Raw genomic sequence first — 25,619 nt, forward strand, 5'->3', positions numbered from 1 at the left:
CGCCTGGCTGCACACCTACAATCACCACCGCGGACACACCGCACTCAAAGGCCAGCCACCCGCCAGCCGCGTCCCCAACCTCACGGGTCACTACACCTAGACCCGTCCGCGGGCCCGCCGGGACACCACGGCGCGCAGCACGCGCCGACCCTCCGTGGAGAGTTCCCGCGCCCGGCGCAGACCGCCCTGGCCGTGGGCCGACAGCAGTTCGAGGATGGCGACCTGACGGCGCAGTTCGGCGGCGACGAGGGGCGACATGTCCTGCGTACGGCCCTCGCGCCGGGCCGCCACCGAGAACGTGCCGTCGGACGCGGCGCCGGATGCGGCACCGGACGTGCCATCGAGGAGGCGGTGGATCTGGAGCGCGGCGACCGAGCAGGCGTCGGCCCACTCCCGGAGGTTCTCCGCGGTCCACTCGGCGGGGGCGGCGCCGAGCATGCGGTGAGCCAGCGCGACGGCCTCGCCCTCGGCGGACCCGTCGCCCCCCGAAGCCCCGGAGACGGCCCCGGAGAAGGCTTCGGAGACGGCTTCGGAGACGGCTTCGGAGACGGCTTCGGAGACGTAGAGCTTGGCGCGCGTCTGCTCGACACACTCGCCCCAGTCGCGTTTCCCCTCCTCGGACTCGGGCTCGGCGAGGCTCGCCCACAGGGGCCGCAGGATCTCGTCGTCGCCGCCCAACAGGGGCACACACCTGTCCAGGCACGCCAGACCGCCGGCCGCGAGACCCAGCTCGTCGGCCTGAGCAATCAGTTCCACCAGGCTCATCACGCCTCCCTCGGTGGGGCCGCCGCTGGTTGCGGAGCCCACACTTCCCCTTACTGCGCGCACAGTGGCCGAAACGTCACACTGTGAGGTGGCCGAAATCTACAGGGGGACGACCCCCAGCCGGTCCAGGAACCGAAAGAAAAGCATCTCGGCCGAGGGGCTCGCGTCGGAGGTGAGTACGTCGAAGAGCCGTTCCTCCGACGCGTCCCGCCCCGATTCGGCGGCCCAGGCGACGGCCCGTGCGACGGCGTCGCGCGGTTCCAGGAAGAAGTCGTCGACGGCCAGGCCGTCCTCGTTCCCGCCCAGGTATCCGGCCATCGCGCCCCTGTCCAGGCAGGTCGTCCAGGCCCCGCTGTCGGGCGCGGACGCCTCGACGACCACGCAGTCGCTGTCCATGACGTATCCGAAGAGCGCGGGCGCGCCCGTCTCCTCGGCCAGGTCGTTCATGTTCCCGACGTCGCCGGCGCCACCGTCGGGAGTGTTCGGGTACTCCCACACCTGCCAGCCGTCGTCCGTCGTCTCGTGCAGCGTCATGCCCGCCGTGCCCGACAACGCGCCGAACTCCGCGAGCGGCCGCTCGCTTCTGCCCACGACGAAATACCCCCAGTAACCCATGCCGCTCCCCCTGCTGTGTCGGTTCGGCCAGCGCCGAATAGACCACACGCGCACAGTAGTTCGCCACTCAAACACGCAAGCCGCCGCAACTACACAGCTGCGACCAAGGAGCCGCCGCGGGCTTTCTCGTCCTGCATACGGGTGAGGCGCAGGACCACGAGGACGGCGAGGACGCCGGCGACCATGTCGGTCAGGTCCGCGAACATCACCTGGCCGGCGGCGTCCCGGATCTCCTCGGCCGTCTCGGCCCTGCGGTACGCGGTGGAGCCCGCCCGGTTGGCGATCAGCGAGACGACCCAGAGCGTCCACCAGACGTTGACCAGGCCGTGCGACGCCCGCCCCGCCGGGCTGCTCGCGTCCCAGACGTCCACCATGACGCGGCGCGGGAACCACAGGTTGACGATGGGCACGAACCAGCTCCAGCAGGTCCAGCCGCGCTTCATCCGGTGCCCTGACGGGCTGAACACCTCGGCGTTGACCCTCGCCCGATGGAACCAGACCAGGAAGAGGATGACGGCCACGGAGAACGCGATCGTCTGTACGAGCCCGGTCACGGTGTAGATCGTGTCCGCGCGGTCGATGTCCTCCGCGGCCACCGCGCCGAACCTGTCGCCCGCCAGCCGGTCCGCGACGTCGTACGACATGTAGCCGGACCAGACCGCGACGAGGTCGGTGGCGACGGCCACCCCGATCGCCGCGGCGGCCACCTTCCCGATCACGACGGGCGAGCGCAGCCAGGCGGGGCCGTGCGGCTGGTAGGGCGCCCCGGCGTACGCATCCGGGGCGTACGCATCCGGCGCGGCGGTGAGCGGCGGGGCCATGGGCAGCGGACCCGGCCGGCCCGCCTGAACCTGCTGGGCCACCGGCCGGGTCGTGGCGCCGGCGCAGTTCTGGCAGAGCGTGCCGCCCGGTCTCACGGCGGACTGACGGCATTGGGCACAGAGCATGGGTGAGGGTCCCCCGAAGATGCGTGAACAAGGCGTGTGGACAACGCACTTGAACGAAGGTGAACGTAGAGGCCGGGCGCGCCCTCTCCCCAGAGGCCTCACGCGGCCTCCGGAACATACGGTTCGCGCACCCCGCCCGTCCACTTGGATTCAGCCGTTGTGCAGACCGGCCACCGTGCGGGCCTGCCGTCCCGGGAGCCTGCCGTCCCGGATCCGGCGGGACCTCAGCCCAGCTTGCCCGCAAGCCCCTTGAAGTCGGCCCACGACGACTCGGGGTCGCGCGGGTCCCACAGCTTCTGCGTCAGCGCCCGCAGCGGCATCCGGATCCCCGCCGCCACCTGGTCCTGCGTCTGGGAGCCCGAGAGGTCGCACCAGACGGCGAAGTACGCGCCGAGGATCTGGTCGTCGTACTCCTTGGACACCGGCTTCGTACCGCGTACGACGAGGGGGGTCCACTGCTCGTAGATGCGCTGTCCGGTCGGGTAGACGAAGGTGTTGGGCTGCCCGAGGACGTAGTAGAGGTACTCGTCGTTGTAGTTGATCATCTCCCGCCCGGCCCGCAGGTACTCGGCCGGCTCACGTGCGCCGATCTCCTTGCCCGTCCAGTACGCGACCTGGATGTCGTCGTCGGCCTGGACGGTGCCCCCGGCGAAGAACCCGTCGTTCCACGCGCGCATCGTCCGGTCGTGCCCGCGCATCGTGTCGGCCCGGTCGTTGAGCCACCCCGTCGCCAGGTCCGCGATCCCGGCATCCGAGCCGTACGCGTCCTTCGCGGCGTCGGCCAGCTGCGGATAGGAGGCCGCCGGGTTCGCGACCGTCAGGGCCTGGTACTCGTCGGCGCCGAGGTGCCAGTACCGCCCCGGGAACAGGTCGGCGTACTCGTTCAGCAGTTCGTCCACGATCTTCGCGGCGGCGGGCTCCGAGATGTCGATCGCGCCCCGCGACGCGACCCCCTGGGTGTTGCGCAGCTGGAGGTCCGGGTAGGCGGCGATCACAGCGCCGAGGTGGCCGGGCGAGTCGATCTCGGGCACGACGGCGATGTGCCGGCTCGCCGCGAGGGCGAGGATGCGCCGCACCTCCGCTTTCGTCAGGTGCTCCTTCGACACGATCTCGGGATGCGAGTCGGAGGCGATCCGGAAGCCCTGGTCGTCGGAGAAGTGCAGTCCGAGCTGGTTGTACTTCAGGTCGCCCAGCTCACGGATCCGGTCCTCGATCCACCCGGCGGTGAAGTGCTTGCGCGCGATGTCCAGCATGAATCCGCGCTGCGGCTTGGCCGGCGTGTCCCGTACGACCCCCTCGGGCGCCGTGGCGTTCCCGTGGACCTCCTGCTTGAGCGTGCGCGTGCCGTAGAAGACGCCCGCCTCCTCCGCGCCGCTGATCCGCACCCGGCCGTCCTCGACGGTCATCGTGTACGACTCCGGGTTCGCGTCCCCGTCCGTGAGGTCCAGCCCGACGTCCCCGGCGCGCGGCTCGCCCTCGCCCGCGTAGGCCAGCCCCAGTTCCTTCGCGAGCAGCCGCCCCTCGTCCGCGAGCTCCCCGTCGCCCACGACCACGCGCGAGCCCTTCGCGGGGCGCCAGCCCGGACCGCGGGCCGGGGTGTGCTTGCGCACGGCCGGAATCGTCCGGGGCGTCTGTGACAGCGGATACGTCCGACTGGGTGACGGAGTCGGGGAGGCATCCGGCGCCTGGGCGCTTCCCGCGCCGGAAGGCCGCCGGGTCGAGGGCGCGCCCGAGTCACCGCTCGGCCAGAGCCCGGCGGTCAGCGCGGCACCCGCCACAACCGCGACCACGCCCGCACCGACCAGCAGCGGCTTCCTGTTCGCCGATGCCGAAGCCGATACCGATCCCCTGCGCCTGCGCCTGTTCACCACGGACCACTCACTCTCCCGAGACCGTCCTCATGCGCTGTACCTCCGCTGTACCTTCGCTGTGAACCTAAGCCCCTGCTCCCGCTGCCGCCGTCCGGTCCCCTGCTGAAACTCTCCCTTACGGGTGAAGTTCGGGCATCTGTCGGACAACTCCGGTCAAGCCTCGATAGCGTGATGACACATCCCTCACTTGATCTCCTGTGATCTCCTGCCGAACCACGTGTGGCGCCCGTCCCGAGTGCCACCGAAACCGCTGAGGAACCCACGCTGTCCGCGCACCGTTCTTCCCGCCTCCCCGGCCAGGCCGTCGCCGCACCGGAGTCGCCCGAATCACCGGAGCCGCCGGAGCGGACCCGCTCGGCACCGGTTTCCTCCGGGCCGCGCCCCACCGGCCTGGACCGGTTCAACGCCCTGCCCGCCGACGCGGCCGAGCACGCTCTGCTCGCCTGCTGCGGCAGCTGCCACTGGGCCCGTCGTGTCGCCGCGCACCGCCCCTACCCCGACCTGGACTCCCTGCTGGCCGCGGCCGACGAGGCGGCGTACGACCTGGCGCCCGGGGATGTCGACGAGGCCCTGGCCTGCGAAACCCTCACGCTCCTCCCGGACGGCGCCTACTCCGCCGCGCACACCGCCCTGAGCGCCGCCCACGCGGCGTACGAGAGCCGTTTCGGTCATGTCTTCGTGATCTGCCTGGACGACACGGCCCCCGAGGAGGCCCTCGACCAGGTCCTGGCCGGAATCCGGGCACGGCTGGCGAACGATCCGGACGAGGAGCGGGCCCACACGGCCGAAGAGCTGCGCCGCCTGACCAGGGGCCGCCTCGCCAGATCCTTCGGCCCCCGCTCCATGAACCACGCCCGTAATAGCCCGTACGAGCCTGTTTGGCCGCCAGTTCGATCACATCGGTAGGCCCGCCGTAAACGTTCCGACAACACGTCGCTACGATGGCCAGGGCCGGTGGACCGTACCCGGCCGGGCCCGACCGACATCGAAGCCGGCAGGCTCCAATCCCCGCTCCCGGAGGGTTCTTCCGTGCCGGCTGGAACGCTGTACCGCGGCCGGGAAGGAATGTGGTCCTGGGTGGCTCATCGAGTCACCGGCGTCCTCATCTTCTTCTTCCTGTTCGTACACGTACTGGACACCGCTCTTGTCCGTGTCTCTCCCGAGGACTACGACAAGGTCGTAGCCACCTACAAGACGCCGATCGTCGCGTTGCTGGAGTACGGCCTCGTCGCCGCCATCCTCTTCCACGCGCTCAACGGCCTGCGTGTGATCGCCGTCGACTTCTGGTCGAAGGGCCCGCGCTTCCAGAAGCAGATGCTCTGGACCGTGATCGGCATCTGGGTCGTGTTGATGATCGGGGCCCTGTATCCCGTACTCGGCCACGCCGCTCGTGAAGTCTTCGGGAGCTGACGCGCAAGATGTCGAACAACACAGTCACCACCGAGAAGACCGCAGCCGGCATCGGCCCCGTGGAGGGCGCGTCCCTCTACGACGTCGACAACCCGGCACCCCTGATCGAAGCCCCGCGCAAGCGGACCAAGAAGACCCCGAAGTCCACCCGGGGCAACTTCGAGATGTACGGCTGGCTGTTCATGCGGCTGTCCGGCGTCGTCCTGGTCGTCCTGGTCCTCGGCCATCTGCTCATCCAGCTCGTCCTCGACGGCGGCGTCTCCAAGATCGGCTTCGCCTTCGTGGCAGGCCGCTGGGCCTCCCCGTTCTGGCAGGTCTGGGATCTGCTGATGCTCTGGCTCGCGATGCTGCACGGCGCCAACGGTCTGCGCACGGTCATCAACGACTACGCGGAGCGCGCGAACACCCGGCTGTGGCTCAAGGGCCTGCTCTACACCGCCACGGTGTTCACCATCCTGCTGGGCACGCTGGTGATCTTCACCTTCGACCCGAACATCCGCTAGGCACGGGGCTGCGAGAATCATGAAGATCCACAAGTACGACACCGTCATCGTCGGCGCCGGCGGCGCCGGCATGCGCGCCGCCATCGAGGCGACGAAGCGCAGCCGCACCGCCGTGCTGACGAAGCTCTACCCCACCCGCTCCCACACGGGCGCCGCGCAGGGCGGCATGGCCGCCGCGCTCGCCAACGTGGAGGAGGACAACTGGGAGTGGCACACCTTCGACACGATCAAGGGCGGTGACTACCTGGTCGACCAGGACGCCGCCGAGATCCTGGCGAAGGAGGCCATCGACGCGGTCCTCGACCTGGAGAAGATGGGCCTGCCGTTCAACCGGACGCCGGACGGCACCATCGACCAGCGCCGCTTCGGCGGCCACTCCCGCAACCACGGCGAGGCCCCGGTCCGCCGGTCCTGCTACGCGGCGGACCGCACCGGCCACATGATCCTCCAGACGCTGTACCAGAACTGCGTCAAAGAGGGTGTGGAGTTCTACAACGAGTTCTACGTCCTGGACCAGCTGATCACCGAGGTCGACGGCGTCAAGAAGTCGGCCGGCGTCGTCGCGTACGAACTGGCGACCGGTGAGATCCACGTCTTCCAGGCGAAGTCCGTGATCTACGCGTCCGGCGGCACCGGCAAGTTCTTCAAGGTGACGTCCAACGCGCACACGCTGACGGGTGACGGCCAGGCGGCGGTCTACCGCCGGGGCCTGCCGCTGGAGGACATGGAGTTCTTCCAGTTCCACCCGACCGGCATCTGGCGCATGGGCATCCTGCTGACAGAGGGCGCCCGCGGTGAGGGCGGCATCCTCCGCAACAAGGACGGCGAGCGCTTCATGGAGAAGTACGCGCCGGTCATGAAGGACCTCGCGTCCCGTGACGTCGTCTCGCGCTCCATCTACACGGAGATCCGTGAGGGCCGTGGCTGCGGCCCCGAGGGCGACCACGTCTACCTCGACCTCACGCACCTCCCGCCGGAGCAGCTGGACGCCAAGCTGCCCGACATCACGGAGTTCGCCCGTACCTACCTCGGTATCGAGCCCTACACGGACCCGATCCCGATCCAGCCCACCGCGCACTACGCCATGGGCGGCATCCCGACGAACGTCCAGGGTGAGGTGCTGCGCGACAACACCACCGTCGTCCCGGGCCTGTACGCGGCCGGCGAGGTCGCGTGTGTCTCCGTCCACGGCGCGAACCGGCTGGGCACGAACTCGCTGCTCGACATCAACGTGTTCGGGAAGCGCGCGGGCATCGCGGCGGCGGAGTACTCGGCCACGGCCCCGGACGTCGAGCTGCCCGAGGACCCGGCCTCGCTGGTCGTCGCGCAGATCGAGCGGCTGAGGTCGGCCACGGGCAACGAGCGCGTGGCGGACATCCGCCGCGAGCTGCAGGAGTGCATGGACGCCAACGTCATGGTGTTCCGCACCGAGCAGACGATCAAGACGGCCGTCGAGAAGATCGGCGAGCTGCGCGAGCGCTACCTGAACGTGTCCGTCCAGGACAAGGGCAAGCGGTTCAACACCGACCTCCTGGAGGCCGTCGAGCTGGGCAACCTGCTCGACCTGGCCGAGGTCATGGCCGTGTCCGCGCTCGCCCGCAAGGAGTCCCGCGGCGGTCACTACCGCGAGGACTACCCGAACCGCGACGACGTGAACTTCATGCGCCACACCATGGCGTACCGCGAGGTCGGCGACGACGGCACCGAGTCCATCCGTCTCGACTACAAGCCGGTCGTCCAGACCCGCTACCAGCCGATGGAGCGTAAGTACTGATGGCAACCCCCACTCTGGACAAGGCAGACAACACGGGCGCGGCCGGCACACCCGAGCCCGGCTTCGCCGACTCCCCGTACATCACGGCCACCTTCCGCATCCGCCGCTTCAACCCCGAGGTCTCGGGAGAAGCGGTGTGGGAGGACTTCCAGCTGGAGATCGACCCCAAGGAGCGTGTCCTCGACGCGCTGCACAAGATCAAGTGGGACCTGGACGGCACTCTGACGTTCCGCCGGTCCTGCGCGCACGGCATCTGCGGCTCGGACGCCATGCGGATCAACGGCAAGAACCGGCTGGCCTGCAAGACGCTGATCAAGGACATCAACCCCGCCAAGCCCATCACGGTCGAGCCCATCAAGGGCCTCACCGTGCTGAAGGACCTGGTGGTGGACATGGAGCCGTTCTTCCAGGCGTACCGCGACGTGATGCCGTTCCTCGTCACGAAGGAGACGAACGAGCCGACGCGCGAGCGTCTCCAGACGGCGGAGGACCGGGAGCGCTTCGACGATACGACGAAGTGCATCCTCTGCGCCGCCTGCACGTCCTCCTGCCCGGTGTTCTGGAACGACGGCCAGTACTTCGGCCCGGCCGCCATCGTGAACGCCCACCGCTTCATCTTCGACTCGCGCGACGATGCCGGTGAGCAGCGCCTGGAGATCCTCAACGACAAGGACGGCGTGTGGCGTTGCCGCACGACGTTCAACTGCACGGACGCCTGCCCGCGCGGTATCGAGGTCACGAAGGCGATCCAGGAAGTGAAGAGGGCGCTGATCACGCGCCGCTTCTGAGCGAACCGACCGCTGAGCCGTAGAACGGCGCCGACGTGCGAGGGCCCCGCTCCAACTACTGGAGCGGGGCCCTCGCACATCACCGGACGTCAGCCGCGCAGCACGCGGCCCTGCTTGTCGGTGCGGTCGTTGCTGGTGAGGAACAGGATGCCGTCGACCAGGGCCCAGATGCCCAGGCCACCGCAGGTGAGGAGCTGCGCGACGCCCACGCCGACGGAGCCGACGTAGAAGCGGCCTATGCCGAGCCCGCCCAGGAAGATCTGGAGGATGCCCGCGACGATCTTCGACTTGTCGGAGTAGGGGCGGCCCTGCGGGTCGACGCCGTACGAGGTGGGAGTGGGGACGGTCATGAAAACCTGCTCCTGGATTGCTGAATGAGACCGGAGCGGACCTGCTCCGGGGATCCCAGGAGGAACCGATGGCGGAGACCGCCAAAGACCGCGTGGCGCGTAGCCGCGTACACGTCATCCCCCTGTGACGTGTGAGCGTACGGAAAGCCGTGGGGCGGGTGGGAGAGTGAACCCCCTATCGTTCCCATCCCGTGATCAAATTACACCGAAATATCAACTCCGGATGTTACGAATCACGGTCCACACCACCGCCACCGCAAGTACCAACGCCTGCGTGCGCGCGCTCAGTTCGGGCCGCCAGCGGCGTCCGCGCAGCCCCTCCACGATCCAGCGTGCGAGCAGCGCGAGGGCGAACGGCGAGGCGAGCAGCAGCACCCTGTTGTCGAGCCAGGCCGCGGCGAACTGGCGGTGCATCAGGTCGTACACCATGCGGGTGCCCCCGCACGCCGGGCAGAGCAGCCCGGTGACATAGCGGAACGGGCACCCGGGCAGGACGTGGCCGGGCTCGTGCGGGTCGGTGGCATACAGATAGCCCGCGCCGACGGCTCCGGCGACGAGCACCACGAGGGGTGCCGCCGCCGGATGCCGCAGAACGCCGGCGCGCGCTCCACGCGCGCCGAGCATTCCGCGCACTCCACGCACTCCACCCACTCCGCGCACGGAGCCCGGCTCAGCCACGCAGGGGCCTGCCCTGGGCGTCCGTGGCGTTGTGGCCCGTCAGCAGCATGATCCCGTCGATGAGCGCCCAGATGCCCAGACCGCCACACGTGAAGAGCTGGGCGAGACCGATACCGACGCTGCCGATGTAGAAACGTCCGACACCGAAGCCTCCCAGGACGAGCTGGAGGACACCCGCTATGATCTTCGACTTGTCCGAGTACGGGCGCCCGTAAGGGTCGTAGCCGTACGGGGCGCTGGGGTCACCGGTGTAGGTACCGGGCGGGAACGCGCCGGGCGGAGGGTACCCGCCGGCTCCGGGAGGCGGGTATCCCCCCGGGTGCGGATACCCGTACTGCTGCCCCGGCCCCTGCCCCTCTCCCGGCCCTTGCCCCTGCCCCGGCTGACCGGTCGCGTACGGGTTCGGGCCGCCGGGCGGAGGCGGAGTGGCACCGGGGTTCGGATAGCCGTAGCCGGGCGGGGTTGCTCCCGGGTTCGGATAGCCGTAGCCGGGCGGCTGATTCGGGGGCTGTTGGGGCTGCTGCGGCTGCTCACTCACGGTCGCTACTCCTGGGGACGGAAACACGTATGGAAAGAATCAAGTCAGATCATCCTGCCCGAGAAAACCCATAACAGAGAATCCGGTTCGGCGAAGGGCGAACCGTGACCCACACCCCCACCCCCACCCCAGAGAGCCTGACCGCCGAGGCGACTGCTGGGGCACCCGCCGGGGACACCCCGCTACCGCGCGTCTATGCACCCGGGACGCGCCACTCCGCCCAGACCTCCTTGCCGCCGCCGTTACGACGTCCGTTGACCAGGAGGTAGTGCCCCCACTCGTCGGCGCACGCCCGTGTCAGCCAGAGCCCGCGCCCGCTCTCGGCGTCGGGTTCCGGTCCCGTCACGGGCCCTGGCCAGCGCGGAGGCGGAAACGGACTGCTGTCCCACACGCTGAGCCGCAACCGCCCGTCGGCGCGCACGAGCCTCACGGCGACGGAATCCCGCGTACACGCGAGAGAGTTCGTGACCAGCTCCGAGGCGACGAGCTGCGCGTTGTCGAGAACGGTGGAGTCGGCCCGGTGCCGGGTGAGCACGGCCCGCACATGGGCCCGGACGATGCCCGGACCGAAGGGCGAGTGGGGAATCCGGAGCGCGTACTCCCAGTCACCGTCGAGCGGCGAGTCGGCGGGGCGTTTCAGGGCGAGTTCAGTCATGGCCGTAACTCCTCTGTGCGATACGGGTGTTGATACAGGTGTTCATGCAGGGGCTGACGCGGGGGCTGATGGATGAGATCGAGTGACGCAGGCGGTGGCTCTGCCGCTGGTGCGGTGCACTTCCGGGACTCCGGCGCCACGTTGAGTAATCGTCTCGACACACAAAGTAGAGCACCTGGCTACAATACTGCTACCGAACACGGCAACTTCTTGGATTGGAGCCACGATGCCACCAAGGCCTACAGCAACCGTCAAGCAGCAGCGCCTGGGCGCTGAACTGCGCAAACTACGTGAGCGTGCGGGCCTCAACTCCCGCAAGGCGGGGCAGAAACTGGGTATCGATCCGGCCCGGATCAGCAACATCGAGTCCGGGCGGTTCGGCGTCAGCGCGGATCGTGTTCGAGCATTCGCCCACGGGTACGAATGCTCTGATGAGTCCTACATCGACGCGCTCGCGGCCATGACGGGCGGACGCTCCCGCAACTGGTGGGAGGACTACCGAGATCTCCTCCCGCCGGTCCTGCTGGACCTGTCGGAGATGGAGGAGCACGCGAGGGCGCTGCGCACGGTCCAGTTCACCCACCTGCCCGGCCTGCTCCAGACTGCGGACTACGCACGTCTGGTCTTCCAGCAGAACGTGCCCACCCTGCCGCCCCCGATGATTGAGCACCGCCTGTCCCACCGCATCAAGCGTCAGGGGATTCTCTACAGCGACGCCCCGACGCGGTATACCGGGATCATCCACGAGGCCGCTCTGCGTATGCGGTTCGGAGGCCCCGAGGTCATGCGCGAACAGTTGGCACACATTACGCAGATGAGTGAGCGTGAGGGCGTAACCGTCCTTGTGCTTCCCTTCTCGGCAGGCATCTTCCCCGGCGCCGGCCAGACGGTGGTCATCGCCAACGGTCCACACCCGCACCTGGACACCGTGCAACTGGACACAGAACACGGCTCCGAATTCCTGTATGCGGAAGCCCAGTTGGAAAAATACCGAACCATCATGGGCCGCATGGAACAGCTCTCACTGAACGCCGCCGACTCTCGCGACTTCATCCACAGACTCATCGCCGACTTGTGAAAGGCCCCGCCATGACCGAACTCCGGTGGCAAAAATCCACATTTAGCAGCGAGGCCAGCAACTGCGTCGAACTCGCAACCGCCCCCGACGGAACACTCCACCTCCGCGAATCCGACGACCCAACAACCACCCTCACCCTCCACCCCTCGACCCTCCACCCCCTCCTGACCGCAACCCGCCAGGAGATAGCCGATCACTCTTGAGGGCAGCCCGCCGAAAGGCCCTGCCGTCGCGTCTTCTCAACCTGGCCGACTTGGAAGACCACGCCACCACGATCCGCACCGCTTGAGTCGCACTCATCTCCGGCCTCCCGCGAACTGACCCACGAGATCATCAGCGACCCGTGAAAGGCCACAAGTGTCCAGCCTGCACTGCGTACAAGATGCCCTGCAGGCACTGCCGATCCGGCACCGGCCGCGGACCGGGCGCCTTCATCGGGCCACGGCGGAAGCAACGGCTCGAGAAGCTCCCACAACTGATCATTTAGCAGAGCGCGTGAGCAGCTCTCTAACGTTCGTCTCAGGTTCGCTCGGTAGGAAGTAGGCATGCGGACAAGCGATGCAACCCGTATGTAGAAGGCTAGTGATGGCAGTCGACGCAGCACCATCGGGGAAAGCGCAGGGCACCCGCACCACAAACCTCATAGAGTCACGACCGTCTCACTGGACTTGAAATCTTCCGGCAGCCCCTGGACTTCGGGCCCAGTTGCGACGGGCCTTGATTCTCGTGCGGGTGTCGAACGGCGCTCCGGAGAGTACTCCCGTCGGAGTAACGTCGTACCGCCTGTCTCCCGAGGGATGACGACCGCAGTATGACGAAACAGAACGGAATCGGGCCTAGCGTTGGGGCTATGCCGGAACTTGATAGTCCACTGCGGAGGTTCGGGGTGGCCACCAGGGCGCTGGCGACGGCGTTCCCTGTCGCCGCATGCGGGGTCACACACCGACAACAGTGCGGGCCCGCCGCGGCCGGCCCGCACAGCGCGCACGCGGACGGTCGTCAGCTCCACCACAGCCGCTGCGCACCGGCGAGCGGTTCCTCGACCTGAGCGCTGCCGCGGTGCGCGGGCAGCACGCGAAGACCCCCTGAAGCATCTCGCAGACGGATGCCGTACGGATACCTCACCACACAAACGCCTGAAGAGAGGGACTGACATGAAGCCCATGGGACGCCGCGGTTTTCTCGCCACCAGCACGGCACTTGGCATTGGTGCCGGCTTGTCCACGCACGCCATTGCCTCGGAGGTGAGCGAGGACGAGACTTCGGGCAAGACTTCGGACATTTCACGGCGGGACCAGGACCTGCCCTTCATCGGCGCGGAGGAGACCTTTTCGACTCCCACGTTGTTGAAGCTGAACTCCATCAATCAGGATCACATAGATTTCCTTGAGGAAATTGGTCTTTCGGATCTAGGTCAACGCCGCATCGGCGATATGGATGCGGGGGGACTCAACGTTCAAATCCTCTCTGCTCATACACCCTCCGTGCAAAATGTCCCTGGGCAGAGGGGCATCGACCTTGCCTATCGTCTTAACCGGCAGCTTGTAGACGGGCCAATCGCCAAATATCCGGGCCGCTTCAAGGCTTTCGCCACCTTGCCCTTGCAGAGCCCGGAGGCGGCGGCGGACGAACTGGAACGCTCGGTTCGGGAAGACGGCTTCTTGGGTGCACTGACCAACGGACACATCACGAAGAAGTATCTCGATCATCCCGATTTCGAGCCTGTGCTGGCACGTGCCGTTGCTCTCGATGTGCCGATCTACCTGCATCCCGGCTATCCAGCTGACGAGGTCTTCAAGATCTACTACAGCACCACGCGGTCTGAATACACGGAAGAGTTTCAAGACTACATTTTCAGTGGGTCTGGATATGGCTGGCACCAGGAGGTGCTGACCCAATGCATTCGGATGATCACGTACGGGGTTTTCGACCGATTCCCCAAACTGAAAATCATCATTGGCCACATGGGTGAAGGTCTTCCCTTCTACTACAAGCGGATCGTCAATGACATGGGCGAGCCGACCAAAGACTCGCTCGAGAAGCCCATCGCGCAATACTTCCAGGACAACTTCTGGGTCACAACCAGCGCATTCCCCCAGACCGAACTGCTCGATCTCCTGTTGAAATACATAAGCGTGGATCGAGTGATGTTCGCAACCGACTATCCGTTCGCGGACATAAAGGAGCAGACCGACTGGTTCCGCGGAGTCGATTTGCCACGCGAAGACAAGGAAAAGATTGCATTCCGAAATGCAGAGAAACTGTTCAGAATGAAAGTGCCCGTGAAGTGATACGCCAGCGTCGGCCGGAGTGAAAGAATGCTTTGCTGTAAGGCGAGAGTACGGCCGAAGTATGCGATGCGCGGCTGCCCCATAACGCGGTCTCATACAGGCTCTTCTAAGAGGATGTCTCACGTGCTCGTGTGGTGAGCTGCGGCATCATTGCTGCTTGTGGGTGTCGATCTGTCGCAGCGGCTGGTTCCTGACGGTCTGTGGGAGCTGGTCGCACCGTTGCTGCCGTCGTTCAACTCCCGTCCGCAGGGCGGCGGGATTGCTCCGTGTGACGAGCGGGCCGTGTTCACGACGGTCGTGTATGTGCTGACCAGCGGGTGCGCCTGGCGGCATCTGCCGGAGACGTTCGGCGTCTCGCCCGCGACCGCGCATCGCCGGTTCACCGCGTGGACCCGGGCGGGACTGCGGCGTCGGCTCCACCGGGCGGCCCTGGACGAACTCGGTGCGCGGGGCGAGCTGGACTGGGCCTCGGCGATCGTCGATGCCGCCTCGGTCCGGGCCAAAAAAAGGGGGGCCCGCTGACCGGGCCGAACCCGGTCGATCGCGGCAAGAAAGGCAGCAAGCTGCATGTGCTGTCCGAGGCCCAGGGCATCCCGCCGGCCGTCGCGGTGTCCGGTGCGAACACCCACGACAGCCTGGCTCTGAAGCCGCTGATCCGCGCTATACCCGCCGTCCGCTCCCGCCGCGGGCCGCGACGGCGTCGGCCCGTCAAACTCCGCACGGACAAGGCGTATTTCTCCGCCGAACACCTCACCTGGCTGCGCGAGCGAGGGCTCGTCCCGCGCATCGCGCGTCCCGGGATCGAATCGAGCGAGCGGCTCGGCCGGCACCGCTGGAAGGAGGATCGAGCGGTCGATCGCCTGGCTGTTCGGCTTCCGCCGGCTCACGGTCCGGTACGAGCGAAAGGGATCTCACTTCCTCGCCTTCCTCGGCCTCGCAGCCGCCCTCACCTGCTACAAGAAGCTCGCGAAACTCGCCACGTGAGACATCCTCTAATTCCTCTGCAGTTTATTAGATCCGCAGAAGGCAGACAGATCTGAACCTTGTTTACGCTACTCCGGCACCGGCACGCCCACAGTCTGAGTGCCCAGCCCCTCCTTCCCGGCTACTCGCGAAGGGATACTCGTCACAGCTCCCTGGAGCGGCCCAGGCACTTTTACAACCGGCGAACTCTCGATTCCCGCAACGCGCTCATACACGGACGGCCCGCCGGAAGCAGAACTTCCGGCGGGCCGTCCGTGTATGAGTGCGTTCAGCGAACCCGTCGGTGATCCACCGGATCAGGTCACTTCCCGTAGTACGCGTTGTAGATCGAGATCGTCGACTTGTTGCCCTTCTTGTCGGCGATCTTGGCGTGGAACGAGATCCCCTTGCCCTTGGCCGGGTTCGTGATCGCGATCTTGCCGTTCTTGACCGTGACCTTCTTCCAGGTCTGGCCGTAGTCGTACGACACGTACACCGACAGGGACTTCAGGTTCGAGCCCGCGGCCGAGCCCTGGACGGTCACCGGGACGGAGACCTTCTTGTCGGCCGGAGCCCTGCTGTCCAGGCCGACGGCCGCGTCGAAGCGGATCGAGGACGCGGGCAGCTTGGCCAGATCGGCCTTCTTGGAGCGGAAGGTCCAGCTGGCGTCGACACGGGTGGAGGCCGCGGCGACCTTGACGCTGCGCTTGACCGAGGTAGTCAGCTTGTACGCGGCATCACCGGCCGGGACCTTGAAGGCGCCCTGCCCTTCCAGCGGGTCGCTGTTCGAGCCGACCTTGGTGCCGTTGCGGTAGAGGGTCGTGGTGGCCGACGAGTAGAGCGAGGAGCCGACGTGGGTCTGTCCGTCGGCGAACAGCGGCAGGGAGCCGTAGATGCCGTTGCCCTCGCGGTAGATGCCCAGGCCGGAACCGATACGCGGGCCGAAGACCCCCGCGTTGAAGGTCTTTTCGTAGCTCTTGCCGGCCTTGAAGGTCTGCGGAGTGCCGAGCATGTATGCGGCCTCGACGATCGGGAAGCCGTCTTCGTCGAGCCCGCCGTGCTGCTCGAAGTCGAGCTTCCACTTCGCCCCGCCCGCGGTGGACAGGTGCAGCGTACGCGTGCCGGGCAGCGTCTGCTGGACCCCGGTCGGAAAGTAGCCTGGACTGCCGGGCAGCTTGCCCTCGGCGAAGATCGCGCCCTTCTTGCCGCTCGACGAGGCGCCCAGACCGGTCTTCACCGTGGCCAGTTCGCTCGCCTTGTAGTGCTTGGTGTAACCGGTGGCGAGCTGCTTGACCTTGCCGCCGACGATGATGTCGTACTCCTCGGCGGGCTTGGCCCAGAGACCGACCCATTCCTGGTACAGGGTGCCGTCGGTGACCTGCGGGCCGGCGTGCGCGGTACGGAAGTTGGCGTACGAGTCCAGCCACCAGCCGAACCCCTCGTTGCCGTACGCCGTGCCGACGGTATAGGTCGGCGAGACGGCCCCCGCCTTCGCCGCAGCGTCGGGCACGGTGATGTCCACCGGCTTGGCGGTCCGCGCGTCCACCGTGATCGTGGCGTTCTTGGTGATGCTCAGCTTCGGCTGCGCCACCCAGTCGATACCCTTGGCGGCATCCTCCGGGTCGCCCAGAATCCCCGTGTTGAAGATGTAACCGCCCTTGGGAACCCGGACCTTGACGGTGCCGGACTCGTCGTAGGGCGAGTAGTACTTGTCCTGGGCGAGCCCGGAGACACCGACCAGCTTGGCGCTGTAGTACTTCGCCGGGTTGCCGTCACGGCCGAGGAACTTCAGCGTGACGTCGTACGACTCCATCTCGCGCAGCACCGCCGCCGCCGTGCGTACGCTCTGCCCGCCGCCGGTCGCGGTCACGTACGCGGAGTAGGTGCCGTCGAGCGTGCCGCCCAGTTTGGTGTTGACCTTGAGGTCGGCGGAGGCCGTGCCGCCCGCCGGGACGGTCAGCGTCCTGGCGCCGAGTGTGAAGAAGCCGGCCGGTGCGGCCTGCCCCTTCGGGTTGGTGGCCGTCACCGCGAGGTTCAGCGTGACGTCGGCGGTCCCGAGGTTCTTGTACGTGACCTTCTCGGTCGCCGGGGTGTCATCGGTGTGCGGCCACTGCTGGACGCCGAAACTCACCGACGACGGGACGGCGACCACGCTCTGCTTGATGGCCTTGTCGACCTGGATCCGGCCCGAACCCTGCTGGAACGGCGTGTACTTGCCGCCCTTGGCGGAGCCGGTCAGCGCGCCCTTGAGTTCGGTGTACGTCCAGTCGGGGTGCTGCTGCTTGAGGATCGCCGCGGCGCCCGCGACATGCGGGGTCGCCATCGACGTACCCGAGATGCTCACGTAGCCGGCCGGGTTCTCGCCGACCTCCTTGGCTATGACGCTGCCCGGGGCCGAGGCGGCCGTGATGTCCACGCCGGGCGCGGTCAGGTCGGGCTTGATCTGCCCGTCGAGGCCGGGGCCCGTGCTGGAGAACTCGGCCAGCTTGTCCAAGCCGTCGACGGCGCCCACGGTGAGCGCGGCCTCCGCGCTGCCCGGGGAGCCGATCGTCTGCTCGCCCCCCTCGTTGCCCGCGGCGATGGCGAAGAGGACGCCCTTCTCCTTGGACAGCTTGTTGACCTGGGCCTCAAGCGGGTCGATGTCGGGGGTGTCCCCGCCGCCCAGGCTGAGGTTCACGACGTCGGCGCCCTGATCGGCCGCCCACTCCATGCCCGCCAGGACGCCGGAGTCGTCGCCGTAGCCGTCGTCGTCGAGCACCTTGCCGTTGAGCAGCTTGGCGCCCGGCGCGACGCCCTTGTACTTGCCCGCCGACTTGGCACCCGTACCGGCCGCGATGGACGCGACGTGCGTGCCGTGGCCGTACCTGTCGCTCGCGTCGGGGGACGTGGAGAAGTTCTTCTCCCCGACCACCTGCTCCTTGAGGTCCGGGTGGGTCGCGTCGACACCGGTGTCGAGGACGGCGATCTTGACGCCCTTGCCGTCGTACCCGGCGGCCCACGCCTTGTCGGCGCCGATCTGCGGGACGGACTTGTCGAGGCTGGCCTTGCGGACCCCGTCGAGCCACACGTGCGCGATGCCGGCGGCGGTCCTCGCGCCGCCGGACGGCGTGTCGGTGACCGCGGCCCACAGGTCGGACGCGTCGCCCTTGGGCGTCAGCACCGCGTCCGCGTTCAGCGTCTTGAGCGTCCTGCGGACCTGGGTGTCACCGGCGTCACGGACGTCCGCCTTCGCCGCCGCTGCCGCACCGCGGTAGCCGACGATCAGCTTGAGGCCCTGCTTCTGGGCCTTGCGGTTGGCCGACTTGTTGAGCTCGGTGACGTCGAAGAGCCGCTGGTCGAGCTTGCCGCCGGCTATCAGCAGCGCGGCGTCGGCCGGTACGACGAGGGTGTGTCCGTCGGTCTTGCGGACCTGGACGGGTATCCTCTCGCGGCCCTTGGCCCGTTCCAGGCCGATGACACGGCCCTTGGCGTCCACGACGACACGGTCGCCGGTGATCAGGGTGATGCGGTGCTTGGGCGCGGTCTGCGCGGTCTGCGCGGCCGAGTCACTGGCCGAGTCACTGGCCGTACGCTCGGCCTCCGCCGACGCCGGGCCGGTCATGCCCGCCGCCAGAGCCACAGCTGCCGCCGCGGCGATCGTGGCCGCGCACGCTCTTTTCACTTGTCTGCGCAAGTCTCCCCCTGGAGGCTCTCTGAGAACTTGTTGTCTTCCGGGTGTAATCACTGGGTTTCTGCTGGTCAGGCGTAGATCTGCCGCCGCCCGCTTCGCCATCGACGCGGTGTTCCTCATGTCGGCTCGTAAGGGCAAGGGTTCGCTTTCGCTCGCCCGTTCGGACCTCCCCATCGCTTGTGGCGTGATGATGGCCCGTCGTGCCCTTGAGCTTGACCAACTCGGCTCAGCAGCCCCGCGTCACCGCAGACGCACCCGAGGCTGGGGCACGCCATCGGTCACAGGCCTGAGCGGTGACTGACGACGGGCGCGTGCGGGACGGGAAACCGTCCTGGCCGCGGCGGGGGCACCTTCAGCAACGGACATCGGTGGCAGGGCCTTTCAACAGTGGCGAAGAGACTCGGCCAGCATGCCGGGACCTCGTTGACCGGATGCTGATCCAACCTGACCGGATGATCAGGAAGGCGGGCCGGAGCTGTGCGAGGCTGCACCGCATGCGCATCCTGGTGGTCGAAGACGAGGTGGACCTTGCCCACACCCTGCACACCGGTCTGACCGCCGAGGGCTACAGCGTCGACCTCGCCCACGACGGCCGGCAGGGACTGTGGATGGCCCGGACCGGCGAATACGCCCTGGTCGTACTGGACTTGATGCTCCCCGGACTCAACGGCTACAAGGTCTGCGCCCAACTGCGCCGGGAAAGCAACGCGACCCCCATCCTGGTACTCACCGCCAAGGACGGGGACTGGGACCAGGCGGAGGCCCTGGACACGGGGGCCGACGACTACCTGGCCAAACCCTTCTCCTACATGGTGCTCGTCGCACGGCTGCGGGCCCTGGTCAGACGAGCCGCCGCGGTCGCACCGCCCGTCCTTGCCGTGGGCGACCTCTCCTTGGATGTCGCCGCCCGGGTCTGCCGCCGGGCCGGGGTCCGGGTGGAACTCACACCCCGGGAGTTCGCCGTGCTGGAACTGCTGGCCCGGCGGGCGGGCCAGGCGGTCTCCAAGGCCGATCTGCTCTATCACGCGTGGCCCGACGAAGCCTGGGATCCCAACCTGGTGGAGGCACGCGTCAGCGCGCTGCGCAAGAAGGTGGACGCCGCGTTCCACCGGCAGTCCCTGCAGACCGTGCGGGGTACCGGCTACCGACTGGTGGATGACCGTGAACGCGACTGAGCCGCGACGCCGCTGGTGGCCGACCGTGAACGCGACCGGGCCGCGACGCCGCTGGTGGCCGCGTTCGGTACGAGCCCGCACGGCCCTGGCCGCCGCCTCGGCCGCCGCCGTCATCCTGGTCGGCATCGGCTGGTGGGTACACCGCGACGTCTACCGCGAGAGCACGCAGATCGCCGAAGGGCAGGCGGAGGCACAGCTCTTGGCTCTCGTCGACCAGGTGGAGGAGGGCGTGCTTCCCGTTCGCCGAAGCACTGTGCCGTACGAGGTCGTCGCGACCGGCCGCCGCGGTGCTGTCGCCTACGGCGGAGGCATGGAGGAGTTCGATCCCGGCACCCGCCATGTGCTGCCCGCCCCACCCAAGGCCGAGTTGCCCGCCCCACCGGATGACGGAGCAGCCTGGGGCTATGCGACCCGTCCCATGCGCATACCGGCGCGCCACGACTCCAAGCCCCGGGACCGGTTCGGCAGGGACGGTGGGACCTACCTGGTCATGTACGACGATGTCAGGGCCGATGAACTGAGCAACGACAAAGTCGCCGCTCTGGGTATCGACGCCGACGCCCAGCTGCGGATCCATGTGGTGATGCTCCCGCACGCAGGCGAGGACATCGCCGGGACAATCACCGAAGCCACCGACCGCCTGCTGCTGCGGGCCGGGCTCGTCGGCCTCGTACTGATCGCCGCCGTCGCCTACTTCGCCGTCCGCATCGCGCTGCGGCCGCTCGAAGCCATCCGCGTCCTCACCGCCTCGGTCACCGCGAGCGACCCCCGCGAACGCGTCACCGTCCCCGCCACGGGACACGAGATCACCGCCCTGGCCACCACCATCAACACCACCCTCCAACGCCTCGACAACGCCGCCGCCCAGCAACGCCGCTTCGTCGCGGATGCCGCCCACGAACTGCGCAGCCCCCTCACCACACTGCTGGCCAGCCTGGAAGTCGCGCTCGCCTACCCGGAACGCACCGACTGGCCCGCCGCGGCCACCACCGCCGCACGACAGACCCGACGCCTCCAGTCCCTCGCCGAAGACCTGCTGCTCCTCGCCCGCCTCGACACCCGCACCGCCGCAGCCGGCCCCGAAACCGTCGACCTGACAGCCCTCGCCTCCCGGCTGACCGAGCAATACCCCCTCACCGAACGGCCGTTGACCCTCACCTGCGACAGCACCGCCCCCGCACACGCACACGGAAACCCCGACGCATACGAACGACTGCTGCGCAACCTCATCGACAACGCCGCCCGCCACGCCGCACACCGCATCCAGATCACCGTCCGGAACCAGGACGCCTGGGTCGTCCTCACGGTGGCCGACGACGGACCGGGCGTGCCCACCGAGGACGCCGAGCGCATCTTCGAACGCTTCGTCCGGCTCGACGACGCCCGCTCCCGCGACCAAGGCGGCACCGGCCTGGGCCTCGCCATCGCCCGCGACCTGGCCCACCGCCACCAAGGCACCCTCACCCTCACCCCCCGGACCCTCGGAGCATGCTTCCAGCTACGCCTCCCCCAAGCCCCCACCCCAGCCGAGGAATAGCGCGCTTCACCCAGGCAGCACTGGCCACCTGGGGTTCGTCGAGGTCATCGGCCCCGTCGGGGTGGTCGCGGTGGGCGACGAAGGCGCCCTTACCGGGGCGGGAGGCCGCCCGCCCGTTCTGCTTCAGCAGGGCAATCGCCTTCTGCACGGTCAGACTCGACGCCCCGAACTCTCGCATCAGCGCGGCCTGCGTCGGCAACGCGCCATGACCGAACTCCGCTGGCAGAAATCCTCGTTCAGCAGCGAGGCCAACAACTGCCTGGAACTCGCCACCACCCCCGGCGGCACCCTCCGCCTCCGCGAGTCCGACGACCCCACCACGTCTCTCACTCTCCGCACCCTCGACCTGGTATCCCTCCTGACAGCCGCACGCCGGGGCATATCCACGGAGCGCAAGGTCCAGGGCGCCTGAGTGCGGAGGGGCTGTCTGCACGCCGCAGCTTCCCGCAACTTCATTCACAGACTCATATAGGGGCATGCGGATGGGCACGCCACGGCGTCCGCGGGGCACGTGTCGGCGCTCGACCTCCTCGGCCGGACGGCGGCTCCTCACACCCGCGTGTAGGTGAGCCGCTGGCCGTCGGCCAGTTCCCGCACGAGTTCGTCGCCCTCGGTGCGCAGCGTGGAGGAGCCGCCGTGGCTGCACAGGCCGGTGGACTTGGTCCGGTCGACCGCAGGCGGGGCGAGCCGTACCGGACTGTCCGCGTCCGCTACGGAGACCAGGTTCATGTCGGCCTCGCAGTACTCGCCGCCGCCGTCCGAGACCAGCACGGCGGCCGCACTGCCCACCGCCTTCTGTTCGATGGTCATCCGCTGTGTGCCGCCGTTGGCCAGGGGGCGTTGCCAGGTGCCGAGCAGTTCTCCGGGGAGTTGCTCCGGTCCCTCGATCCTGTGCAGTACGGCGGTACGCCCCGCCGCTTCCCAGCGGAGGGAGTCATCGCCGGTCCGGGAGAGGACATGCTCTCCGAGGGCCGAGCATGAGCCCGCGGGGACGCTGCTGACGACCTTGGTGTCCAACCGCAGCGACTTACCGCCGCCGGACGACGGCTTGGCAGCGAGTTTGCCGTCGCTCTTGCACTCGTAGTTCGCGCCGAGGCTGATGCTGGTGGCGACGATCTCGCCCAACTGCCCCGGCGAGACGGTGAACCGGCGGTACTGATCGGTGGGCTTCCCGTCCCGCTCGACCTCTCCCGCCCAGATGCCCACGAACTCCTTGGGCACATCGGATGTTGGGCCGCTCTCGTCACCGGAGCCGGATTCCGATCCCCTGTAGGGCAGCGGCAGACCGGTGGCCGACGCGGCGAACGCGGCTGCCGCGACCACGGCGGCGGCCACCAGCGCGATCACGGCCCGCCGCTTCCCGGCCGTACGACGAGGGCGCGGCGACGGAACCGGCTCCGCGGGCGTGAGGCCCGGTTTCCGTACGACCTGGGTCCCCCACTCAGCCGGTTCCGCATACTCAGACCCCTCCGACGCGGGAGATTCTTTCCGAGTCACGGGGGAAGCGGCGGGCGCGACTGGTGCCGACGCTGCCGTTGCTCTCACGTGCGGCGGCGTGTCCGTGTCGAGCAACTGGACGGCACTGCGCCCCAGTTCGGCGATGATCTGGGCAGGCAGCCACGGCAGCGACGAGGTGCCGGCGTCCACCGGCTGAACCCGTGCGAGTACATCCGCCGGAGTCGGTCTGGCCGTCGGCTCCTTGACGAGGCAGTCGGCGATGAGCCCCCGTATCGACTCGTCGATCCCCGTCAGGTCCGGCTCCTCCCGCGCGATGCGGAACATCACGGCGTGAATGCCGCCGGGACCGCCACCGCCGAACGGCGTCTGCCCGGTCGCCGCATACGCCAGCACCGCGCCCATGCAGAAGACGTCGGCGGCCGGACCCACCGGCTCGTCCTTGAGCTGCTCGGGCGACATGAAGCCGGGCGAGCCGACCATCACGCCCGTGCTGGTCGGGGTCGACCCGGGCACCGCGTCCAGCGCCCGCGCGATGCCGAAGTCGATGACCCGGGGTCCGTCGATGGTGATCAGGATGTTGGAGGGCTTGAGGTCCCGGTGGACCAGCCCCGCGCCGTGAATGTCCAGCAGAGCGGAGGCGAGTCCATGGGCGAGGCCACGTACGGACAGGGCGGGCAGGGGGCCGTACCCGCGAGATGAGACGAAGTGTTCGAGCGAGGGCCCCGCTATGTAGCCGGTGACCACCCACGGCATTTCGGCCTCGGTGTCCGCGTCGAGCACCGGCGCCGTCCAGCGGCCGCTCACCCTGCGTGCCGCCTCCACTTCCAGCCGGAAGCGCTCGCGGAACTCGGGTACGGCGGCCAGTTGCGGCTTGATGAGCTTGACGGCGACCGTGCGCCCGCCCTCCGAGCGCGCCAGACAGACCCGGCCCATGCCGCCGGTGCCGAGGGTTCTGAGCAGCCGGTACCCGCCGATTCTCTCGCCGACTCCACCGGAGTCGGCATCGAAGTCGCCTGTCGACGGCTTCGTCATCTGGCTGTCTCCCCTCGTTCGGCGCTCCCGCCCCACTATCCGTCACGAAGGTCACGAGTCGGCCGCCCATGAGCTTGCGTTTGACCCGAAGGAACGCTACCGGCTTTCCAGCCGCTGGTTACGGGGTACGGGGCACAGATCAACCACAGGTGGCCGAGGCGAGTGAGCTCGAAGCGGCCACAGCGAGCGTACGGCCGTACACCCTCCCCGCTGCAACCGGCCGGCCGCAGCCGGGGTTCGTGGGAAGCGACTCTGTTCGTCTCCGTTCGTCGAGACAGACGAATCCCTCCCCCACCTGCGGTTTGGTGGTGCGTCGAGGTGCTTGGTTGTGCGCTGGCGTGCGTAGTTGTTGCCGTCTGAGGTATAGACCACCGGTCGGGCTACAGCACGAGTATCAGCACGGGGACGTGGGCGGGCTTGACGACGCTGAAGTGCCGCCGGTCGAGGGTGGCTACCCGGTCCACGCCAAAGCGCTCGGCCACCGCGATGACCGAGGCGTCGACTCCACCGAGCGGGAAGGCACACACGCACGAACATGGGTGACTCTGCGAAAATCACCCCTCCCGCAAAGCCCTTTTGACCTCATCAAGCGCCGCCTTCGCTTGCACCCTCTCCGCATCATCGACCCAGCTACGCCACCACCAACCATCGACAGGGAGAGCGGCTTCAAGCGCATCAATCGCCAAAGTTCGCACCTGAAGCGAACTGGCTTCGGTAGCCATTCCGTTATCCCTGGAGCCTCTTCATTCCATAAGAAGCCCTCCCCAGAGGGGAGGTTTGCCGCAATCACTGCCGCAGCGGAAATAGCTTCCTCTGGAAGCGTTTCCGATGATACTGACTGTGCACTCGCCAGGATCGATTCCAGCGTTCGCTCCACAAATTCCAGCCGCCCCGCAGCTGGTAGCATCCCGAGTCCTTCTAGGAAGTCAAGCGCGATGTCACTGTCGAAAGGTTCTACACCCCACGTACCCGCTGCGTACTCCGATCTCGAATCCAGCTCGCCAGGCGTTCACCTGGGAGGATACCAAGGGGCGGCATCTCATATGACAGCTCTCCACACCGAGAGGAAAGGAGACGCCCCCGCCTCTCGAACTCTTCGCCTGCCAGACCGAGGTCTTAGCATAGTTACCTGCCTACACGCATTGGAAGTCACACCTGCTCCGGGATAACAATTCCCGATCTCGACTACCCTCCAATCGAGGCCCTGGCCGCAGAGATCTGCCGCCAGGGCCTCGGAGTCAAGGAAGATGGCTGCCGGTTGGTATATCTATTTCTGGGCCCCTTCGATTCGAGAGCGTGACACCTCTGCTCTTCAACCCTTCCATTACCTTTTTGTCTATTCGGCGAGCAGTAGTCGCCTTCACACCACTTGGCAGATTGAAGAAGGTGACGTTCTCAACGTCACCTGACCATAGCCACGCGATCCGACTGCACGCTTAGAGCGCATAGAGGCTGCGACGCGACTGTAATGTTCGTTGTGGACATTCCCGCATAATTTGTGCCGTCGTTGAGGTGAATGGT

The 25,619-nt window shown here is 67.7% G+C and carries 23 protein-coding genes and 2 pseudogenes; 12 read left to right on the top strand and 13 right to left on the bottom strand.

Going from position 1 to position 25,619, the window contains the following annotated elements; genetic code table 11:
* Positions 1–96: 96 nt before the first annotated feature.
* From AB0D14_RS11170 to AB0D14_RS11185, 4 genes are all read right to left on the bottom strand, one after another.
* Positions 97–765, bottom strand: a complete 669-nt coding sequence (locus AB0D14_RS11170) for a hypothetical protein (RefSeq protein WP_362777055.1) — start codon at positions 763–765, stop codon at positions 97–99.
* A gap of 99 nt (positions 766–864) precedes the next feature.
* Positions 865–1,380 (bottom strand): hypothetical protein, encoded by a 516-nt coding sequence (locus AB0D14_RS11175; protein WP_362777056.1) that lies wholly within the window; start codon positions 1,378–1,380, stop codon positions 865–867.
* Between the two features lie 89 nt (positions 1,381–1,469).
* A complete protein-coding gene (locus tag AB0D14_RS11180; protein ID WP_362777057.1) occupies positions 1,470–2,243 on the bottom strand; it encodes a DUF4328 domain-containing protein in 774 nt (257 codons plus the stop codon).
* A gap of 308 nt (positions 2,244–2,551) precedes the next feature.
* Positions 2,552–4,090, bottom strand: a complete 1,539-nt coding sequence (locus AB0D14_RS11185) for a glycoside hydrolase family 20 protein (protein WP_362777407.1) — start codon at positions 4,088–4,090, stop codon at positions 2,552–2,554.
* Between the two features lie 498 nt (positions 4,091–4,588).
* Here AB0D14_RS11185 and AB0D14_RS11190 point away from each other — a divergent pair, with 498 nt between their 5' ends.
* From AB0D14_RS11190 to AB0D14_RS11210, 5 genes are all read left to right on the top strand, one after another.
* The gene (locus AB0D14_RS11190; protein ID WP_362777408.1) at positions 4,589–5,104 is read left to right on the top strand and encodes a 2-oxo-4-hydroxy-4-carboxy-5-ureidoimidazoline decarboxylase; all 516 of its coding nucleotides are present in this window, start codon (positions 4,589–4,591) and stop codon (positions 5,102–5,104) included.
* Positions 5,105–5,227: 123 nt separating this feature from the next.
* Positions 5,228–5,608: a succinate dehydrogenase, cytochrome b556 subunit gene (sdhC, locus tag AB0D14_RS11195; protein WP_362777059.1), complete on the top strand. Its 381-nt coding sequence runs from the start codon at positions 5,228–5,230 to the stop codon at positions 5,606–5,608.
* An 8-nt stretch (positions 5,609–5,616) separates the two neighbouring features.
* The gene (locus tag AB0D14_RS11200) at positions 5,617–6,111 is read left to right on the top strand and encodes a succinate dehydrogenase hydrophobic membrane anchor subunit (protein WP_362777062.1); all 495 of its coding nucleotides are present in this window, start codon (positions 5,617–5,619) and stop codon (positions 6,109–6,111) included.
* A gap of 19 nt (positions 6,112–6,130) precedes the next feature.
* Positions 6,131–7,885: a succinate dehydrogenase flavoprotein subunit gene (sdhA, locus tag AB0D14_RS11205; protein ID WP_362777065.1), complete on the top strand. Its 1,755-nt coding sequence runs from the start codon at positions 6,131–6,133 to the stop codon at positions 7,883–7,885.
* Complete coding sequence (locus AB0D14_RS11210; RefSeq protein WP_362777068.1) at positions 7,885–8,673, top strand: succinate dehydrogenase iron-sulfur subunit; 789 nt, start codon at positions 7,885–7,887, stop codon at positions 8,671–8,673. Before sdhA ends, AB0D14_RS11210 begins: the two co-directional genes overlap by 1 nt.
* Positions 8,674–8,762: 89 nt before the next feature.
* Here the strand turns inward: AB0D14_RS11210 and AB0D14_RS11215 are convergent, their stop codons facing one another.
* From AB0D14_RS11215 to AB0D14_RS11230, 4 genes are all read right to left on the bottom strand, one after another.
* On the bottom strand, positions 8,763–9,023 hold the full coding sequence (locus AB0D14_RS11215) for a TM2 domain-containing protein (protein ID WP_362777069.1): 261 nt from the start codon (positions 9,021–9,023) through the stop codon (positions 8,763–8,765).
* 213 nt (positions 9,024–9,236) lie between these two features.
* Positions 9,237–9,647, bottom strand: a complete 411-nt coding sequence (locus AB0D14_RS11220) for a DUF2752 domain-containing protein (RefSeq protein WP_362777071.1) — start codon at positions 9,645–9,647, stop codon at positions 9,237–9,239.
* 46 nt (positions 9,648–9,693) lie between these two features.
* Entirely contained in the window at positions 9,694–10,239 is a 546-nt protein-coding gene (locus tag AB0D14_RS11225; RefSeq protein WP_362777073.1) for a TM2 domain-containing protein, read from the bottom strand.
* A gap of 193 nt (positions 10,240–10,432) precedes the next feature.
* Positions 10,433–10,894, bottom strand: a complete 462-nt coding sequence (locus AB0D14_RS11230; protein WP_362777075.1) for an ATP-binding protein — start codon at positions 10,892–10,894, stop codon at positions 10,433–10,435.
* 226 nt (positions 10,895–11,120) lie between these two features.
* On the opposite strand from AB0D14_RS11230, the gene AB0D14_RS11235 reads away from it, so the two are divergent.
* The 4 genes and pseudogenes from AB0D14_RS11235 to AB0D14_RS11250 all read left to right on the top strand — a co-directional run bounded on the left by AB0D14_RS11235 (position 11,121) and on the right by AB0D14_RS11250 (position 15,247).
* Entirely contained in the window at positions 11,121–11,972 is an 852-nt protein-coding gene (locus AB0D14_RS11235; RefSeq protein ID WP_362777077.1) for a helix-turn-helix transcriptional regulator, read from the top strand.
* An 11-nt stretch (positions 11,973–11,983) separates the two neighbouring features.
* Positions 11,984–12,175: a DUF397 domain-containing protein gene (locus AB0D14_RS11240; protein ID WP_362777080.1), complete on the top strand. Its 192-nt coding sequence runs from the start codon at positions 11,984–11,986 to the stop codon at positions 12,173–12,175.
* Positions 12,176–13,126: 951 nt separating this feature from the next.
* Positions 13,127–14,263, top strand: coding sequence for an amidohydrolase family protein (locus AB0D14_RS11245; protein WP_362777083.1), 1,137 nt, complete (start codon positions 13,127–13,129; stop codon positions 14,261–14,263).
* A gap of 171 nt (positions 14,264–14,434) precedes the next feature.
* Positions 14,435–15,247 (top strand): annotated as a pseudogene (locus AB0D14_RS11250) (IS5 family transposase).
* Positions 15,248–15,548: 301 nt separating this feature from the next.
* Here the strand turns inward: AB0D14_RS11250 and AB0D14_RS11255 are convergent.
* The gene (locus AB0D14_RS11255; RefSeq protein WP_362777086.1) at positions 15,549–18,887 is read right to left on the bottom strand and encodes a S8 family serine peptidase; all 3,339 of its coding nucleotides are present in this window, start codon (positions 18,885–18,887) and stop codon (positions 15,549–15,551) included.
* Positions 18,888–19,390: 503 nt separating this feature from the next.
* Here AB0D14_RS11255 and AB0D14_RS11260 point away from each other — a divergent pair.
* Positions 19,391–20,071, top strand: a complete 681-nt coding sequence (locus tag AB0D14_RS11260; RefSeq protein ID WP_362777089.1) for a response regulator transcription factor — start codon at positions 19,391–19,393, stop codon at positions 20,069–20,071.
* A gap of 25 nt (positions 20,072–20,096) precedes the next feature.
* The gene (locus AB0D14_RS11265) at positions 20,097–21,608 is read left to right on the top strand and encodes a HAMP domain-containing sensor histidine kinase (protein WP_362777409.1); all 1,512 of its coding nucleotides are present in this window, start codon (positions 20,097–20,099) and stop codon (positions 21,606–21,608) included.
* Here AB0D14_RS11265 and AB0D14_RS11270 read toward each other — a convergent pair.
* Positions 21,538–21,807: a GntR family transcriptional regulator gene (locus tag AB0D14_RS11270; RefSeq protein WP_362777091.1), complete on the bottom strand. Its 270-nt coding sequence runs from the start codon at positions 21,805–21,807 to the stop codon at positions 21,538–21,540. The two genes, AB0D14_RS11265 and AB0D14_RS11270, sit on opposite strands and share 71 nt — an antisense overlap.
* 6 nt (positions 21,808–21,813) lie before the next feature.
* On the opposite strand from AB0D14_RS11270, the gene AB0D14_RS11275 reads away from it, so the two are divergent.
* On the top strand, positions 21,814–22,020 hold the full coding sequence (locus AB0D14_RS11275) for a DUF397 domain-containing protein (RefSeq protein ID WP_362777093.1): 207 nt from the start codon (positions 21,814–21,816) through the stop codon (positions 22,018–22,020).
* A gap of 137 nt (positions 22,021–22,157) precedes the next feature.
* Here the strand turns inward: AB0D14_RS11275 and AB0D14_RS11280 are convergent, their stop codons facing one another.
* The 3 genes and pseudogenes from AB0D14_RS11280 to AB0D14_RS11290 form a co-directional block, all read right to left on the bottom strand.
* Positions 22,158–24,098: a serine/threonine-protein kinase gene (locus AB0D14_RS11280; RefSeq protein WP_362777094.1), complete on the bottom strand. Its 1,941-nt coding sequence runs from the start codon at positions 24,096–24,098 to the stop codon at positions 22,158–22,160.
* 380 nt (positions 24,099–24,478) lie between these two features.
* Positions 24,479–24,625 carry a hypothetical protein gene (locus AB0D14_RS11285; protein WP_362777096.1) on the bottom strand — a complete coding sequence of 49 codons (147 nt, stop codon included), beginning with the start codon at positions 24,623–24,625 and terminating at the stop codon, positions 24,479–24,481.
* Positions 24,626–24,867: 242 nt separating this feature from the next.
* Positions 24,868–25,095 (bottom strand): annotated as a pseudogene (locus AB0D14_RS11290) (DUF4259 domain-containing protein); the annotation flags it as partial.
* Between the last annotated feature and the right edge of the window lie 524 nt (positions 25,096–25,619).

Source organism: Streptomyces sp. NPDC048484, from assembly GCF_040651415.1.
Classification (GTDB): domain Bacteria; phylum Actinomycetota; class Actinomycetes; order Streptomycetales; family Streptomycetaceae; genus Streptomyces.

Excerpts from the sequence above, each read along its gene's own strand:
- AB0D14_RS11170 (WP_362777055.1), bottom strand. The coding sequence starts at position 765 with ATGAGCCTGGTGGAACTGATTGCTCAGGCCGACGAGCTGGGTCTCGCG.
- AB0D14_RS11175 (WP_362777056.1), bottom strand. The coding sequence starts at position 1,380 with ATGGGTTACTGGGGGTATTTCGTCGTGGGCAGAAGCGAGCGGCCGCTC.
- AB0D14_RS11200 (WP_362777062.1), top strand. The coding sequence starts at position 5,617 with ATGTCGAACAACACAGTCACCACCGAGAAGACCGCAGCCGGCATCGGC.
- sdhA (WP_362777065.1), top strand. The coding sequence starts at position 6,131 with ATGAAGATCCACAAGTACGACACCGTCATCGTCGGCGCCGGCGGCGCC.
- AB0D14_RS11210 (WP_362777068.1), top strand. The coding sequence starts at position 7,885 with ATGGCAACCCCCACTCTGGACAAGGCAGACAACACGGGCGCGGCCGGC.
- AB0D14_RS11215 (WP_362777069.1), bottom strand. The coding sequence starts at position 9,023 with ATGACCGTCCCCACTCCCACCTCGTACGGCGTCGACCCGCAGGGCCGC.
- AB0D14_RS11220 (WP_362777071.1), bottom strand. The coding sequence starts at position 9,647 with ATGCTCGGCGCGCGTGGAGCGCGCGCCGGCGTTCTGCGGCATCCGGCG.
- AB0D14_RS11230 (WP_362777075.1), bottom strand. The coding sequence starts at position 10,894 with ATGACTGAACTCGCCCTGAAACGCCCCGCCGACTCGCCGCTCGACGGT.
- AB0D14_RS11235 (WP_362777077.1), top strand. The coding sequence starts at position 11,121 with ATGCCACCAAGGCCTACAGCAACCGTCAAGCAGCAGCGCCTGGGCGCT.
- AB0D14_RS11240 (WP_362777080.1), top strand. The coding sequence starts at position 11,984 with ATGACCGAACTCCGGTGGCAAAAATCCACATTTAGCAGCGAGGCCAGC.
- AB0D14_RS11245 (WP_362777083.1), top strand. The coding sequence starts at position 13,127 with ATGAAGCCCATGGGACGCCGCGGTTTTCTCGCCACCAGCACGGCACTT.
- AB0D14_RS11260 (WP_362777089.1), top strand. The coding sequence starts at position 19,391 with ATGCGCATCCTGGTGGTCGAAGACGAGGTGGACCTTGCCCACACCCTG.
- AB0D14_RS11275 (WP_362777093.1), top strand. The coding sequence starts at position 21,814 with ATGACCGAACTCCGCTGGCAGAAATCCTCGTTCAGCAGCGAGGCCAAC.
- AB0D14_RS11280 (WP_362777094.1), bottom strand. The coding sequence starts at position 24,098 with ATGACGAAGCCGTCGACAGGCGACTTCGATGCCGACTCCGGTGGAGTC.